The sequence below is a fragment of the Micromonospora sp. KC207 genome, assembly GCF_004348615.1.
Classification (GTDB): Bacteria; Actinomycetota; Actinomycetes; order Mycobacteriales; family Micromonosporaceae; genus Micromonospora.
The window spans coordinates 19199-35626 of record NZ_SMKJ01000031.1 but is presented as its reverse complement, the minus strand read 5'-3'; the positions used below and the strand labels follow the sequence as shown (position 1 = coordinate 35626).

At 66.8% G+C, this 16428-nt stretch carries 8 protein-coding genes and 4 pseudogenes; 6 read left to right on the top strand and 6 right to left on the bottom strand.

The window, feature by feature from the left end; genetic code table 11:
* Window positions 1-159: 159 nt before the first annotated feature.
* The 3 genes from E1258_RS06505 (at window position 160) to E1258_RS06495 (ending at window position 5727) form a co-directional block, all read left to right on the top strand.
* A complete protein-coding gene (locus tag E1258_RS06505; RefSeq protein ID WP_132397741.1) occupies window positions 160-1101 on the top strand; it encodes a phospholipase D family protein in 942 nt (313 codons plus the stop codon).
* An 84-nt stretch (window positions 1102-1185) separates the two neighbouring features.
* Window positions 1186-4197, top strand: coding sequence for a helicase-related protein (locus tag E1258_RS06500; RefSeq protein WP_207919446.1), 3012 nt, complete (start codon window positions 1186-1188; stop codon window positions 4195-4197).
* Between the two features lie 234 nt (window positions 4198-4431).
* Window positions 4432-5727, top strand: a complete 1296-nt coding sequence (locus E1258_RS06495) for an MFS transporter (RefSeq protein ID WP_243715235.1) — start codon at window positions 4432-4434, stop codon at window positions 5725-5727.
* 274 nt (window positions 5728-6001) lie between these two features.
* Here the strand turns inward: E1258_RS06495 and E1258_RS06485 are convergent.
* Both E1258_RS06485 and E1258_RS06480 read right to left on the bottom strand, forming a co-directional pair.
* Window positions 6002-7067 (bottom strand): annotated as a pseudogene (locus E1258_RS06485) (IS110 family transposase); the annotation flags it as partial.
* A 288-nt stretch (window positions 7068-7355) separates the two neighbouring features.
* Window positions 7356-7590: pseudogene (locus E1258_RS06480) on the bottom strand (transposase family protein); the annotation flags it as partial.
* Window positions 7591-7665: 75 nt separating this feature from the next.
* On the opposite strand from E1258_RS06480, the gene E1258_RS06475 reads away from it, so the two are divergent.
* A protein-coding gene (locus E1258_RS06475; protein ID WP_132397733.1) for an IS3 family transposase occupies window positions 7666-8834 on the top strand; the annotation gives its coding sequence in 2 pieces (ribosomal slippage) (window positions 7666-7950 and window positions 7953-8834; 1167 coding nt in all).
* Between the two features lie 363 nt (window positions 8835-9197).
* Window positions 9198-10445, top strand: a complete 1248-nt coding sequence (locus tag E1258_RS06470; protein ID WP_132397746.1) for an IS110 family transposase — start codon at window positions 9198-9200, stop codon at window positions 10443-10445.
* A gap of 8 nt (window positions 10446-10453) precedes the next feature.
* Here the strand turns inward: E1258_RS06470 and E1258_RS06465 are convergent.
* The 3 genes and pseudogenes from E1258_RS06465 to E1258_RS06455 all read right to left on the bottom strand — a co-directional run.
* Window positions 10454-10855, bottom strand: a pseudogene (locus E1258_RS06465) (transposase family protein); the annotation flags it as partial.
* A gap of 5 nt (window positions 10856-10860) precedes the next feature.
* Window positions 10861-11928, bottom strand: coding sequence for an IS110 family transposase (locus E1258_RS06460; RefSeq protein ID WP_132397731.1), 1068 nt, complete (start codon window positions 11926-11928; stop codon window positions 10861-10863).
* 218 nt (window positions 11929-12146) lie between these two features.
* A pseudogene (locus E1258_RS06455) lies at window positions 12147-12299 on the bottom strand (IS5/IS1182 family transposase); the annotation flags it as partial.
* Between the two features lie 342 nt (window positions 12300-12641).
* On the opposite strand from E1258_RS06455, the gene thrS reads away from it, so the two are divergent.
* Complete coding sequence (gene thrS, locus E1258_RS06450; RefSeq protein ID WP_207919445.1) at window positions 12642-14648, top strand: threonine--tRNA ligase; 2007 nt, start codon at window positions 12642-12644, stop codon at window positions 14646-14648.
* A 575-nt stretch (window positions 14649-15223) separates the two neighbouring features.
* On the opposite strand, the gene E1258_RS06445 is transcribed toward thrS, so the two are convergent.
* Window positions 15224-16330 (bottom strand): methyltransferase, encoded by a 1107-nt coding sequence (locus E1258_RS06445; RefSeq protein WP_132397729.1) that lies wholly within the window; start codon window positions 16328-16330, stop codon window positions 15224-15226.
* Window positions 16331-16428 lie beyond the last annotated feature (98 nt).

Here is a 16428-nt window from a genome sequence, read left to right as displayed (position 1 = left end):
CTCATGACCCCATCCTGGGCCGTCACGACGTCTACAGCAGTATTCAACGCTTCTCGATCCTGAACTCGCCCTGTCCGGCGGACTTGCTATGAACCGCTGGCCTCAACTCACCCTGACAGACAGGGGCCCGAGGGGAGCCTGGCCGGATCCGAGGCGTTCGTGGTCAGCGCCTTGGCCGGTCTGCCCGCCGAGGAGGCACCGCCGGGCCAGGAGGTGCTGCACGGGCTGCACGCGAAGGTGTACGTGGTGGAGAAGGGCCACCAGGCACGGGTCCTGCTCGGCTCGGCGAACGCCACCGACGCGGCGTTCAGCGGCAACGTCGAGTTGCTGGTAGAGCTGGGCGGCAGCCGGAACCGGTGGGGGATCAACGCCCTCCTCGGTCCCGACGCCGGTTTCCGGGAGATCCTCGAACGGCACGAACGCCAAGACGTCACCGAGCCGGAACCTGACACCGGTTTGCTACGCGATCTCATCCGTGACATCGCCGCCATACCCATGTCAGCCACCGTCACGACCTCAGCCGGCGGCTACGAGATCCGGCTCGACTCGCAGGAAGCCGTTCCTGAGGTGACGGGTGTACGGATCACCGCGCAGTTGCACACCCGCCGTGGGGAAGCTGTGCCGCTGGTTGCGGGGCAGCCGGTGTCTGCGGTGTTCGCCGGGCTCGCGTTGGCCGACATCACCCCGTTCGTCCTGGTGGTCGCCGAAGACCGTACGGGCCGGGAGCAGACCATCGTCCTCGCCACCCTGATCGGTGACCCCGCCCACCGGCTCGACCACGTCCTCGCCCAGCAAATCGACTCGCCGGAGAAGTTCCTGCGGTTCCTGCTGTTGATGCTCGGTCTCGGCACCGAGGCTGCCGCCGCCGTGAGCGGCGACGCCGGCGGACAGGGCATCTGGCGTACCGGCGGCACCGGCATCCTCGAACTGCTGCTCAACGCTCTCGTGGACCGCCCGGAGCAGCTCGACGACCTGGCCCGGTTGGTCGCCCGTATCGAAGCCGACGGCGACAGCAGGCGGCTGCTGCCGCCGGGCTTTACCGAGCTGTGGCGGGTCATCGACCAGGCACGGGACGCGAGGGCAGAGGCGGTGGGCCGGTGAAGCGGTACGACGCGAGGCCGGTCATGGCAGGCCTGAAGGACTTCCAGCGCGCCACCGTCGCGCATGTCGTCGACCGGTACTTCGGTGCCGACCCGACCCGCCGGTTCCTCGTCGCCGACGAGACCGGACTCGGCAAGAGCGTCGTGGCCAGGGGCGTCATCGCCCAGACCCTGCAACGGCTGCAGGACGACGACAGCGTGGAACGGGTGGACGTCATCTACGTCTGCTCCAACCAGGACGTCGCCCGGCAGAACATCGACCGGCTGGCTGCGGGTCACCGCCGACAAGACCGTCACCCTGTCCAGCCGGCTGACCCTGCTCGCCAAGCACGCACACCGGCTCAACGCCGCGACCGCCACCACCGGCAAGCCGATCAATCTGATCGCGTTCACCCCGGGCACCTCCTTCGACCAGGGCTGGCGCACCGGTGCCGTGGAGGAGCGGGCGCTGATCTTCCTGCTCCTCGAACAGGCCCACTCGTGGGGCGGCTGGCGAACCCGAGCCGCGCTGCGCGCGTTGCAGGCGACCGTCGCCACCCCTGAGAAGTTCGAGGATCAGTGCAACAGGCTCTGGGAGCAGCTCGACGGAGAAATCGACCCGACGATCACCGAGGGGTTCCTGCGTCGTGCCCGCCACGGCGGCCTGCTCGACGAGTTCGACGCGCTACTCGACGGCATCGGTCGACGCCCCGCCCTGCCCGACGCGCTGCGGGAGAAGGCCCGCAAACTCACCGGTGCCCTGCGAACGGCGCTGGCCACCGCCGGCGTCGAGGTCCTCGACCCGGACCTGGTCATCCTCGACGAGTTCCAGCGCTTCCGGGAGCTCCTCGACCCGGACGGCGGCGACAGCGCGGAACTCGCCCGGCACCTGTTCGACCATCGAGCCGCCCGGGTGCTGCTGCTGTCGGCCACCCCGTACAAGCCGTTCACCTTCGCCGAGGAAGCCGGCGCCGGCGAGGACCACTACCGCGACTTCCGGCAGGTCCTGCGCTTCCTCACCGACAACGAGCCCTGGCACACCGACGTGACGAAGGCACTCGAGGCCTACCGGGACGCCCTGGTACGCGGCGAACCCTGCGGCGACCTGCGCGACCGGCTGCGCGCCCTGTTGTTGCAGGTCATGTGCCGCACCGAACGGCCCGCGCTGGGCCAGGACGGGATGCTGAGCGAACACCTCGACCTCGCCGACGACCTCGACACCCGTGACGTACGCGGCTACGTGGCGATGCGCCGGGTCGCCGACGCCGTCGACGCACGGATGTCCATCGAGTACTGGAAGTCCGCCCCCTACTTCCTGAACTTCCTCGACGGCTACCAACTCGGCGACAAGGTCCGAAAAGCACTCGACGGCAAGCCGGACCCCAACGTCACCGCGCTGCTGGCCACCGCGCAACTGCTCGACGCCGACACGATCGACCGACGAGAACCCGTCGATCTCGGCAACGGCCGGCTACGGCGACTCGCCGCGGACACCGTCGACCGGGGCTGGTGGCGACTGCTGTGGCTGCCCCCGTCCCTGCCGTACCACACGCTCGACGAACCGTTCGCCACCGCAGCGGCCGAAGGCATCACCAAGCGGCTGTTGTTCTCCTCCTGGAACGCCACCCCCACCGCGGTGGCCGGACTACTCAGCTACGAGGCCGAACGCCGGCTCGGCGGCCACGGGGAGGGACACCGGCACCTCGACTACCGCACCGAGAACAACCGCCCAGCGGCAATGAGCGCCCTGGCAATCTTCTGGCCCCATCCCGCCCTGGCCACACTGTGCGACCCGCTGGCCCTAGCTCGGCAGCGACCGGACGAGACCGCGCCGCTGGCCGTGTTCGAACGCGAGGTGCGGGAACGGCTGCTCGCTCACGCCTCCACCGATACGGCGGCCACCGAAGCGACCCCGGCCGAACCGTGGGAACTGGTCTTCCGGTGGCCCGGCGCCGACCCCGGCCCGGACGACGCCGCTGCCGCCCTGGGTACCTCCGCCGACGAGGACGCAACAGCCACCGGCCTAGACCGGCACGTGGCACGAGCCCGTGAGCTGGCCAGCAATGCCCACTACCCGGCAGCAGACCATCTCCACAATCTGCTCGGCAGCGTCGCGGCGATCGGCATGCACGGGCCGGGCAACATCGCCTGGCGGGCACTGTTCCGACTCATCCACCCCGACGACGCGATCACACCCGCAGGGCACTGGCACGCCGCAGCCGTACTGGCCAACGGACTGCGGTCCCTGTTCAACCGCCCTGAATCCGCCCAACTGCTCGACAGCCTGTCGATGGGCCCGGTCTACTGGCAGGCAGTACTGCGGTACTGCGCCGCCGGTGATCTTCAGGCCGTCCTCGACGAGCACCTGCACACCCTACGCAGCGGTACCGCCGACACCCGCCTCGACGACAAGAACCTCTACCGGCTCGCCGACGAGGCACGGCAGGCGATCGCCAGCCGACCGTCAACCTACGAAGCCTTTAACCCACACCGCCCCGCCGAGCGGATCAAACTGCCCGGCCGGTTCGCGCTGCGCTACGGCGGCCGCGGCGAAGAACAAGCCCAAGCCGACCGCAAAGCAGTCGTACGCCGAGCCTTCAACAGCCCCTTCTGGCCATTCATCGTCGCCACCACGAGCGCCGGCCAGGAAGGCATCGACTTCCACCAGTGGTGCTCCGCCGTCGTGCACTGGAACACCCCCGCCAACCCCGTCGACTTCGAACAACGCGAAGGCCGAGTCCACCGCTTCGGCGGACACGCCGTACGCCGCAACATCGCCGCCGCACACCGCGCCGACGCCCTACGCTCCCCAGAGCCAGACGTGTGGAAAGCCCTCTACGACGCAGCACGAGCGGTCTCCGGAGAGCTTGGCGACTTCGCGCCGTACTGGGTGTTCCCCGGGCCGGCGAAGATCGAACGACACGTCCTGCCCTACCCACTCAGCCGCGACCAAGCGAAACTCGACCGACTCAAGTCGGACCTGGCGGTATACCGACTGGCGTTCGGCCAACCACGGCAAGAAGACCTACTGAACCTGCTCCGACGCCACACCACCGACGCGGCCGACGCGCCTGAAATCATAGACCTACGACCGACCCTGGGAAGAAGGCCTCGGTGACGGACCAACCAGCCTGCTTACGTTGACCAACGGACTTCGCGCATGCGGCTGGGCTTCGCCCCGCTGGACCAGCAGCTTCAACACTAACGGTCCGCCCAGGATCGCCAGGTCAGACCCAGCCTTAAACCCACAACATGCACAAAATACGTGAATCAGACATCCTCTGAGACGGATCGAGGCTGACTGGGCTTCGGCGTTCCAAAGATGATACGCATTTGCTATACAATCACGTGCGTGCTGGCGCCGTTGCGATATGCCCCGTTCCGCTATCTGTGCGCCGGGCGGCTGGTCAACGCGCTGGGCAATACGGTCGCTCCGATCGCGCTGGCGTTCGCCGTCCTCGATCTGACCGGCTCCGTTGGTGACCTCGGCCTGGTAGTCGGCGCGCGCTCACTGATGAACGTCCTGTTCGTTCTGTTCGGCGGGGTGGTTGCCGACCGGATTCCGCGCCGGCTCGTGTTGGTCGGATCCAACATGCTGGGTGCTTTTACGCAAGCGGCGGTGGCCGCACTGGTGCTCACCGGCACGGCAACGATCCCGTTGCTGCTGGTCCTGGCAGGAGCCAATGGCATCGTGAGCGCGCTGGCTCAGCCCGCCTCAGCCGCCCTGGCTCCGCAGACCGTGCCGCCGGAGTTGATCCAGCCGGCCAGCGCGATCACCCGGCTCGGCATGAACGCTGGGATGATCGGCGGGGCCGTGTTCGGCGGCATCCTGGTGGCAGCCGTCGGGCCCGGCTGGGGCCTCGCCGTCGACGCGCTCGCGTTCGCCGTCGCGGCCGCCGCGTTCGCCGGAGTCCGGGTCGCCTTGCCGGAAGGAACGACCACCGGCACGAGCATCGTCGTCGACCTTCGGGAGGGCTGGACCGCGTTCACCGCGCGGACCTGGGTGTGGGTGGTGGTCCTCGGCTTCATGGTCCTCAACGCAGCGCTCGTCGGTGGCGTGAACGTGCTCGGTCCAGCCATCGCGGACGAGACGATCGGTCGCAGCGCCTGGGGCATGGTGCTGGCGGCGGAAACCGTCGGGATGATCATCGGCGGGTTGATCGCCCTCCAGATCCGGGTGCGTCGACTGCTGCTGCTCGGTGTGGCCTGCATGTTCGCCGAGTCGTTTCTGCTGATGGGGCTGGCCCTGGCGCCCAATTTCGTCGTGCTGCTGACCGCCGGGGCAGCAGTCGGGATCGCGGTCGCGCAGTTCGCGGTGGCCTGGGAGACCTCGATCGCGCAGCACATCCCCGCCGACCGACTGGCCCGCGTCTACTCCTACGACATGTTGGGGTCCTTCATCGCCATCCCCATCGGCCAAGTTGCGGTCGGCCCGATCGCCGCGGCGATCGGCACCCGCGACACTCTGCTGATACTCGCCGCGTTGGTGGTGCTCTCCGTACTCGGGATGCTGGCTAGCCAGGACGTCCGCCGGCTGAACGTGATCGCCGCCGCTCGCCGCGCCGATGCGACACAAGTAACATCACCCGGCGGCGAAGCGATTGACAGCCCTGCCAACACTCGCGACGAATCAGCCACCCGTGCATGACCAGCAGACTCCAGCGCTGCGATGGGGCCTGTCTCGCTAACGGCTCTGCCTCACATTCGGTGGCAACGCTGCGTAGTGGCGGTGCGGGCATACGCGTGAAGTGACCCCCTGGAACCGGACACCGGGTCTGCTGCATAACAGCTCCTAACTCTTCGAGCGTTGGAGTCGGCGCCAGCAGACGATGGCGCAGGCGAGGGTGAGGAAGGCTTCGTGGATGTCGTCGCGGATCTCCCAGCGGTTGCGGAGGCGGCGAGACCAGTGAGATGCTTCTATAGCTGTCAAGTGGTGCTGGTGGCTGAGTGGGCGCCGTTCAGGGTCCGGAAGAGTTGCCGGCTGATGTAGCGCTTGAGGCTGCGCATGATCTCGCGTTTGGTGCGTCCTTCGCGGGTGCGGCGGGTCACGTAGTCGCGGGTGCGAGGGTCGTGGCCCATGCGGACCAGCGCGACGGTGTAGAGCGCTCGGTTGAGGCGTCGGTCGCCGCCGCGGTTGAGCCGGTAGCGGGTGGTGTTGCCTGATCTGGCTGGTAGCGGTGACGCGCCGGCCAGGGCAGCGAACGCGGCTTCGGAGCGGACGCGGCCAGGGTGGGACCAGGCGAGTAGAACGGTGGCGGCGACGACGGCGCCGACACCTGGCAGGGCGAGCAGTTGTGGCGCTTGCGCGGTGACAGCTTTGTGTAGCGCGGTGTGGTTGGCGGCGAGTTCTGTGTCGAGGGCACGGATGCGACGCGCCAAGCGGATCGCCTCGGCGCGGCAGACGGCCAGGGTGGCGTTGTCGCTGCGGGTGCGCCAGGCCGCGACGGCGGCGATCGTCGTGGTGGTCAGGGCGCGGCGGGCGTCGATGCCGAGGTCGACGGTGCGTAGCAGCGCGGTCAGCGCGTTGACGGCGCGGGTGCGTTCGCCGCTCATCTGTTCGCGAGCCGCTGTCAGGACGCGCAGGGCAGTGCGGTCGCCGCCGGCTCGTGGCCAGCACAGTTCGTTGATGTCGAGGGTGCGAGCTGCTTGGGCCATCGCGAGGGCGTCCACGACGTCGCTCTTGCCACGGCGACGCCGGGTGGTGGCCGCAACGTCAGGGGCCTCGGCGACGGTCAAGCCGGCTGCAGAAAGCTGCTCGGTGAAGGTGGCGCCGTAGGAACCGGCGCCGTCGATGACGATCAGCGTCGGCGCGTGGTGGGTGTGGCGTTGGATCCAGTCGACGGCACGGCGCAGCCCTGACGGGCTGGTCGGGAACTGAGCCTGCTGCCCGAGTGCGCCGGTGCCAGCGGTGATCAGCGCGAGCGTGTGGGAGGCGGCGTGGGTGTCCACGCCGATGACGAAGTCGTACTGGTCTGTGACGATGGCCATGGGGCGTACTGCCTTCCCGGGGAGACGTCGTGACGGCGTCGGCCCGGGAGATGTGTGTTCTCGAGGCAGGACTGTGATGAGCCACGACCCGCGGCCACGGACCGGGCAAGCTTCTGATCAAGCCACCGAGAGGGGCAGGGCCGGCGCCCGACCACGGACCGGATGGGCAGATCTCACTGAGAGCACCTCGCGGGGCCACCATTTTCATGAGCCACACCCAGCCGCGATCATGACGCTGACCCTGCCAGCCAGCCCCAGGCCAGCCAAGAGCAAGCTTCACAGCCTTTTTCATCCTGCGTAGCGGTTGGCTTCGACGTGGTGTAGGACGAGGATGGCCTGCACGATCGTGGTGGCGCGGCGAGGGCAGCAGCGCAGCTTGGTCAGGATCTTCCAGGTCTTGAGCGTGGCGATCGCGCGTTCGCCACGAGCACGGATCCGCGCGTGCGTCCGGTTGATCGTCTTCTGCCGGCGTGACAGCTTTGGCCGGAAGTGGCGCCGCTTGAAACGGCGTATGCACGCTGCCTCGGGAGGGGTCTGCTGCACCGATAGGTGACATCTGAGATGGCTTGCCCTGGTGGCGGGCTGGAAGGATGTCGCTGTGCCCAAGCCCTACCCCCGAGAGTTTCGTGATGACGTCGTGCGGGTCGCTCGTGGCCGCGAGGCGGGAGTGACCGTCGAGCAGGTCGCGAAGGACTTCGGGGTTCACCCGATGACGTTGTTCAAGTGGCTGCGCCAGGCCGACGTTGACGCCGGGACCACGTCCGGGACGGCCAGCAGGGAATCCGCCGAGCTGCGCGAAGCGCGCAAGCGGATCCGGTTGTTGGAGCAGGAGAACGAGGTCCTGCGCCGGGCCACCGCCTACCTGTCACAGGCGAACTTGCCGGGAAAAGGCTCTACCCGCTCGTGAGCGAGCTGGCCGCCGACGGGATCCCCGTCGCGGTGACGTGCCGGGTACTGAACATCGCTCGTCAGCCCTACTATCGGTGGCTGGCCCGACCCGTCACCAGCGCCGATCTGGTGGCGGCGTACCGGACCAACGCGTTGTTCGACGCCCACCGTGACGATCCGGAGTTCGGCTACCGGTTCCTGGTCGACGAGGCCCGCGACGCCGGGCAGCCGATGGCCGACCGCACCGGGTGGCGGATCTGCTCGGGTAACGGCTGGTGGAGCGCCTTCGGTAAGAGGAAGCGTCGGGGCAAGGGCGGCAAGGTAGGCCCACCGGTGCACGACGACCTGGTCCAGCGGGACTTCACCGCCGACGGTCCGAACCGGCTGTGGCTGGCCGACATCACCGAGCACCACACCGGCGAGGGCAAGCTCTACCTCTGCGCGATTAAGGATGTCTGGTCCCACCGGATCGTCGGCTATTCCATCGACTCGCGGATGAAGTCCCGCCTGGCCGTCACCGCACTCGACAACGCCGCCGCCAGACGTGGTGACCTGGCCGGTTGCGTGTTGCACACCGACCGCGGGTCGCAATTTCGGTCCAGGAAGATGCGGCGCGCTCTGGACCGTCACCGGATGGTCGGCTCCATGGGTCGCGTCGGCGCCGCCGGCGACAACGCCGCCATGGAATCCTTCTTCGGCCTCCTGCAGAACAACGTCCTCAACCGGCGAACGTGGGCCACCCGCCAGCAACTACGGATCGCGATCGTGACCTGGATCGAACGGACCTACCACCGCCGCCGGCGCCAGCGGTCGCTGTCCCGGTTGACCCCCGTCGAATTCGAGACCATCATGCACCCACCGGCCAGTCAGGCCGCGTGACTACACCTGTCACCTGCCGGTGCAGCAGGCCCGGAGCCTTGGTAGCCCTAATGGGTTCAGAGCGGGTCGGGCTTGCCGCGACTCCTTTGGTATCCCCGGCGCTCGACGTCTCATGACAAGGCGGGAGCTGCTGCAGGGCCCGGCCTGCTCTGCAGGATTGGGTCCGCTTGGATCTGTTCGTGGTTCGAGCCCGCCAGCACGGAGCATCCCTCGGTGATCCGGGGCCAGGAGCCCTCGACGTAAGACGGGGAGCCGTGCCGGTTGCTGGGATCAAGGACGGCTCATCTGATGTCAGGCCACCGAGCCTTTCCATTAGGGCGCCGCGCGATCCTGATCAGGGCAAAGACCAGCCCAAACACCAGCATGGAGGACATAGTGAAGGTCACGTGCGGCATCGACTGGGCCGAGAAACACCACGACATCGCGCTCGTCGACGAGAACGGCACCCTGGTGGCGAAGGCCCGCATCACCGAGTCCGTCGAAGGTCTTCAGACGCTTCTGGCGATGCTGGCCGATGCCGGCGACAGCAGCAGCTGCCTTATCCCGGTAGCGATCGAGACCCCGCGTGGGCTGCTGGTCGCAGCGCTGCGCGCCACCGGTCGCCCGGTCTACCCGATCAACCCGATGGCCGTCGCCCGCTATCGGGAACGCTACTCGGCGTCGGGCAAGAAATCCGACCACGCCGACGCGGTCGTGTTGGCAAACATCCTGCGCACGGACATGCATGTGCACCGGAGGCTGCCCGCCGACACCGAACTCGCCCGCTCGATCGCCGTCCTCGCTCGTGCCTGCCAGGACGCGACGTGGCGGCGCACCCGGGCCGGCAACGAGCTGCGGTCGCTGCTGCGCGAGTACTACCCGGCGATGCTCGAAGCTGCCGCCAACCGCAGCGGGAACCTGGCCACACCACTGACCCGGGCCTTGCTGGAGCTCGCCCCGACTCCCGCCGCGGCAGCCACGCTGTCCAGGGCCCGCATCGCCGCCGCGCTGCGCCGGGCCGGCTGTTCCCGCAACATCGACGAGGTCGCCGCCGAGCTCCACACAATCCTGCGCCGGCCCCAGCTGCATCAGGATCCGCTCGTCGAGCAGGCGATGGGCGTCCAAGCACTGCGGCTGCTGGCCACGCTCACCACGGCGTGCGCGAGCATCGACCACCTGTCGGCGGCCGTCGAGACAGCGTTCCAGCAGCATCCGGACTACGAGATCATCACCAGCTTCCTCGGCATCGCCGCCCAGGCCGGCGCACGGCTGCTGGGCGAGATCGGCTACGACCGCGCCCGCTTCGCCGACGCGCGATCGTTGAAGGCGTTCGCCGGGGCGGCACCGGTGACGCGTGCGTCCGGCCGCAGCCTGGTCGTCTCACAACGCCGGATCAAGAACGACCGACTCGCCGCTGTCGGCTTCACCTGGGGATTGTCAGCGCTCAACCAGTCGCCCGGCGCGCGAGCCCACTACGACCGGCGCCGAACCACCGGCGACGGCCATGCCGCCGCCTTCCGCCACCTGTTCAACCGCTTCCTCGGCTGCCTTCACCACTGCCTGAAGACACGGGAGCATTACCGAGAAGCGACGGCCTTTCCGATTCCGGTCGAAGCCCCCGCCGCAGCTTGACACTTACGCCCATCGGATGTCTTGTCGGCGAAGGTCATCACGTCCCCGCTGGTCAGCGCGTCGATAATGCCGTGGGTGCGGGCGGCGGTGAGGACATGCGCCGAGCCCGGCAGCGCCGGCGAGGCCCACACAAGCCGGCCGGCCGGGTCGGCGATGACCTACACGTTCACCCCGTGGCGCTTGTGCTTGCCGGAGTAGTGGGGCTTCTGGTCCGCCACCCGGTCGATCGGGATCAGGGTGCCGTCCAGGATCGCGTACGCCAGGCGGCGGATGCGGTCCATCGCGGCCGCGAGGTCCTCAGCCGCTGCGGCGAGCAGCACGATTGCTTCCTGCACGTAGCGCCAGGCGGTGGCGACACCGACGGCGAATCCGGCCGCGAGGCGGGTGTAGGTGTCGCCGAAGCCCCTATGTGGTGTCAAGTCGCGGGCGTGAGCGCCGCGTGGATGATTCGGAACAGTTGACGGGCGGCGTAGCGCTTGAGGCATCGGATGATCCCGCGTTTGGTGCGGCCTTCGGCGGTTCGTCTGGCGACGTAGTCCTTGGTTCGTTGTTCCACTCGAAGCCGGGTCAGGATGATGCGGAAGAGGGCGGCGTTCGCCTCCCGGTTGCCGCCACGGTTCAGCCGTCGTCGGCTGGTCTTGCCCGAGGACATCTCGATCGGGCTGACGCCACACAGCGCCGCGAAGGCGGCTTCGCTGCCAAGCCGGTGTGGGTTGTCGCCAGCGGCGACGAGTAGGACGGCGGCGCTGTCCGGGCCGACGCCGTACTGATCGAGCAGCGCCGGCGCGCAGGTCTTGATCATGGAGGTGATCCGGGCGAGGAGCTCGGCTATCTCTGCGGCCAGGTGCTGAATCCGGCGCGCTAGCGTACGCAAGGTATACACGACGGCGGCGTTACCGCCTTCGGTCCGGTCGTCCAGTTCAGCGCAGCGCTCGATCAGTGCCTTTGCCGATAGACCGGTCAGTGACTGGCGCACGGCGGGCTCGGCAGTGATCAGCACGGACTTCAGCTGGTTCGTGGCCTGCACTCGGGCCTTGACCGCCGAGTCCTTGGCAACCTTGTAGATGCGGATCTGCTCGACCGGTCCGTTGCCGGCCTTGGCCCTGGCCGTCGCGCGAAGGCTGATCACCGCCCGGGCAGCGGCTTCGGCATCGATGACATCGCTCTTGCCACGACGGCGCCGCTGGGCACGATCGGGTCGGTTGACCTCGATGACCGTGATCTGCTCGACAACGAGATGGCGAGCCAGCGCCGCACCGTAGGAGCCGGTTCCCTCAACTCCTGCCCGAGCCACCGTTCCGTGGCTGCGTGCCCAGGACACAAGCTGGCGGTAGCCGGCGGTCGTGGCCGGGAACGATGCCGTCGCCAGCGTTCGACCCACTGGCGAGGCCACCGCCGCTACGTGCAGGTCCTTGTGCGTGTCGACACCGAGGATGACCTCTTCGTCAATCTCGCGGTCGATACGGGATGCGGGCGTTGCCATACAGCTCCTCGATGACGCCGGGATGGACACGACGTCGGAGCGGGCGAGGGTCAGAACTGTGACGACGCCTGCAGCGAGGCCCCTATCGAGACACGTCCGCGCCGCTCCCACGTCGAACGTGCCGCACCGACCAGCGAACGACGGTTCGGCGACAAGGCATCACGGCCAGTTGCGCAGCGAGTCAGTCCGCCAGCCGAAGCGGCATTCCCATACTCACAGTTACGCAGATGGGCCAGGGTGAGCAGCGCCTGCCGGCCCGGATCGAGACGCCGCCACCGGGATCGATGCTGGCTGCGGTGATGACGGATGCGGTCGGCGAGGTGGTTCAGGGTGCGGCTGGACAGCGGGATCGTGGAAGGGTAAGACAGCACAGGCGAGGCTCCCGGTCGGGGCATCGGATCTTGGTCGACTGCTGTCTTACCTGGAGCCTCGCCCTCATCGATCTCCGGGCCCGCCACACCCACTCCGACCTGCAACGTCAGCTTGGAAATGGCTCACTGTCGTCGATTGGGGAGAGAAGTTGCTTCAATTCCTCTCCACGGGCATGAGCAGCAATTTCGGCTGCGGCGATCGTGGGTGGCACCACGCATGTTCGGATTAGATACGGCGATATTGACAAGCGTGTTGCCTGGAGTCAGGCGTGCCGGTTACACCACTCGGAACGTCTCGGCTACACTCGTCGCGTCCCAAGTGGCGACTGCGGAGGAAAAATCGTGTCGACTCATCTGGAATCAGCAGGACGGCCCCAGGTCCGCATCACCGTTCCGAGCGGATCCTCTGCCGCTGACGCGGCAGCGGCGACAGGCCTACCTCGTGGCGGACCGGATGCGATCGTCTTGGTCCGCGACGCGGACGGTGCGCTGCGCGACCTTGACTGGGTGCCTGAAGCGGACACCGAGGTGGAGTTGATCGAGCTGTCGAGTCCGGACGGCCTTCGGGTGCTTCGCCACTCCACCGCGCACGTGCTCGCACAGGCGGTGCAGGATCTGTTTCCAGAGGCGAAGCTGGGTATCGGGCCACCAACCGAAAACGGCTTTTACTACGACTTTGGCGTGTCGAAGCCGTTCACGCCAGAAGACCTTGAGCGCATCGAGGTCCGGATGAAGGAGATCGTTCGCTCTGGTCAACTTTTCCGACGCCGTGTCTTTCCGTCGGTCGGCGCCGCTCGCACCGAGTTGGCCGATGAGCCGTACAAGCTGGAACTGATTGACATCAAGGGGAACGTTGACTTTTCCGAAGAAGTAATGGAGGTCGGTGAGGGCCAGCTCAGCATCTACGACAACGTCGACACCAAGAATGACAAGGTTGTCTGGTCGGATCTTTGCCGCGGCCCGCATCTGCCGCTGACCCGGCTGATCGGCGCTTTCAAGCTGTTGCGAGTGGCGGGCGCCTACTGGCGCGGGCAGGAGGACCGCCCGATGCTCCAGCGAATCTACGGCACCGCATGGGCGAGGCAGAAGGATCTCGACGACTACATGTGGCGTCTTGAGCAAGCCGAACTACGCGACCATCGGCGCATCGGTCGTGAACTTGAGCTATTTCATTTCGACTCGACCGCGCCGGGAATGCCGTACTGGCTCCCCAAGGGAATGCGAGTGCTCAACAACCTCCTGCAATTCTGGCGGGACGAGCACGAGGCTCGGGGCTACGAGGAGATCGCTACCCCGCTGATCAATAACAAGAAGCTGTGGGAGACGTCCGGGCACTGGGATCATTTCCGCGACGATATGTTCGTGATTGCAGGCGACGAAAGTTCCACCATGGCTCTCAAGCCGATGAACTGTCCGAACGCCATGGTCGTCTTCAACCTCAAGACGCGTAGCTACCGGGATTTTCCGTTGAGGTTTAGCGACTCCGACCCGTTGCACCGTAACGAGCGATCGGGTACACTGCATGGCCTGCTGCGGGTGCAGAAGTTCCAGCAGGACGATGCCCATGTCTTCGTGACGCCGGCCCAGATCCGCGACGAGTACGAGCGGATTTTTGACATTTGTGAACGTTTCTACAAAATCTTCGGTTTGACCTATCGGCTGCGCGTCGGAACTCGTCCTGGAAAGTTCATCGGTGACCGGGCGACCTGGGACTCTGCGGAGGAGACCCTGCTGTCGATCGTGCATGAGCGGACAGGAGGCGATTTCGACACTGAGGAGGGCGGCGGCGCGTTCTACGGTCCGAAGATCGATATCCTTATGCAGGATGTGCTTGGCCGGCAGTGGCAGACCGGCACCATCCAGCTCGACTTTCAGTTGCCGCGGCGGTTCGGGTGCGTCTACATCGACGATCAGGGCCAGCGGCAGACCCCCGTGGTCATCCACCGGGTCGTCTACGGATCGCTCGAACGTTTCCTGGGCATCTACATCGAGCACACTGCGGGAAACTTCCCGCTGTGGCTGGCACCGGTGCATGTGGCGGTCCTGCCGATATCCGACCAGTTTACCGACTACGCCGAGCACGTAGGCGCGCGAATTCGGGAGGCGGGTGCGCGCGTCGAGGTCGACTCCCGTAACGAGACGCTGGGCAACCGGGTGCGGCTGACGCAGCAGAACAAGGTTCCGCTGGTCGTGGTCGTCGGCGCTCGGGAGCAGGAGGATTCGACGGTCAGCCTTCGCCTGCGTGGCGGTAAGAAGGTCGGTGCGCTTCCTCTGGCCGCGTTCGCTGATGGCCTCAGCGCGGATCTGCGTAAGCGGTCGCCCGAGTTTACGATTCCTGCGGCGGGCTAACGCGAGTGGTGGACGGCGACTCCACTCGTCCACCACTGGCCGCTGGTTGGGGACACGGTCCAGCTTTTTACAGACGCTGATCAACGGGTTACTGGTGGGCGGCTCCAGTGCCTGGTGAGCGCTGGCCTGGCGCTGAGCTTCGACGTGACGAATTTCGTGAACTTCGCCCACGGCAACTTCGTAATCGTGGGGATGCACTTGCGGTCCCGCTCGGCTAGGTCGGCGTCGCCCCACTGCCGGCGGCGCTGCTGGTCGCCGCGGGCCGTGGCCCTGCTCGTCTACGTCACGATGATCCGGCCGGTGGTCCACCGGCCGCGGGTACGAGGCGACGACCGGCACGTCGGCCAGCTCGCCGTGACCTCCGCAGCTCGTAGGCAGCGTCTCGATCTCCGCAGCGAGCCCGTGCGGGCCCCCGGACTGTCCTCAAGGTCAGCCAGCCGTCACGCTCGTAGCGGGCCCTTGATGTGTGCATCACGGCCTGATACCGCAACGCACCTCAGCCATAGGCGAACCGTAGCGGACGTCCGGAATTCCCCTCGATGGGTCGCCGGCGCGCTGGACGAGATCCTCCGAGGCTACCCCCAGACCGAGGCGACGAGCGGCACGACCTCTCGCGTGCCCCTGCTGTCTAGGTAGTGAGCCAGTGCCCTGGCGTCAGAGCTGCGGCGCAGAAGCAGGCAGTGCGGATCGACGCTCCCCAGAGCGATCATCTCGGAGGAGACCCGAAATGGCGAGTGGGGAAGCGCACGCACTTCGAGCCGGGAAAATTCGAACGAACACAACCAGTTCCGTATCAGCTCTTCCGCCGAAGCGAACTCGTGGGGCACTTCGACCACCACAAAGACCTGCGCACGTCCGCCGCGACCAGGACCTTGAGACAACTGGCCGACGGCGCTGGTGAGTGCCGTCTCGGCAGTCATCATCCCCGGTTCACCGACGGCACTGTCGTAGGGAATCGTGGTGGGAGCGTTGAAGACGACGTGCGCCGGCACATCAAGGAGGCGATCGCGTGTGACATCCGCGGCCTTGGCCGTGGCCGCGATGTCGTTCATCACCGCGTTCGCCTGGGCGAAGCGCACAGCCCGGGGGCTCACGTCCACGAGCATCGTGGAGGCGTATCCAGACGCAAGCGCGAGACCGAGTACGCCGCATCCGCAGCCGACGTCGACTAAGGCGTTGAAGGAGTCATCTACAGCGAGACTCTCAAGCAGGTGCAGACTTGACGAATGTGGCGGCATTACGATGTCATCGCGCGTGGAAAAGGTCAGGGAGCCCGACGGTTCTACTGTGAATAGCCTATCGGAGAAAAAGTATTTTCCGAACAATGGTGTGATCGACAGCCGAGCCCTGACCTGGCCCCTTTGGCGGGAGACGAGACCGATGTCGGCGGCGAGGTCGCTCAACACGGCAGGCATCTGCTGATGATAGTGCTCCTCGGCTACGAATCCGTTGCGGACAAACAACTGGATCATCACGCCAGCGGCCGAATTCACTAGCTCGTCAGCGACGTCCTCGGTTTGAAGCGCGTAGCGCGCGGAGTTGCCCAGCACTTCCGACACATCCGGGGCGTCGAGCGTCCTAGCGATCCGTTCCGCCGTGAAGTCCAAGTCGTGCAGAATCTCTGGCAGCGCCCGAAGCTGGGAGATGAGGCGGGTATCGGCAAGCTCCAGCGCATCGCGCATCAGCGACTCCAAGCACGTGTGGCGGGTTCCGACTAGGCATAGACAAGCACCACCGAGAGTTGACCGTAAGGTGATCCATCGGCGGTTTTGAGGTTATC

Excerpts from the sequence above, each read along its gene's own strand:
- E1258_RS06470 (WP_132397746.1), top strand. The coding sequence starts at position 9,198 with ATGGAGGACATAGTGAAGGTCACGTGCGGCATCGACTGGGCCGAGAAA.
- E1258_RS06460 (WP_132397731.1), bottom strand. The coding sequence starts at position 11,928 with ATGGCAACGCCCGCATCCCGTATCGACCGCGAGATTGACGAAGAGGTC.
- E1258_RS06445 (WP_132397729.1), bottom strand. The coding sequence starts at position 16,330 with ATGCGCGATGCGCTGGAGCTTGCCGATACCCGCCTCATCTCCCAGCTT.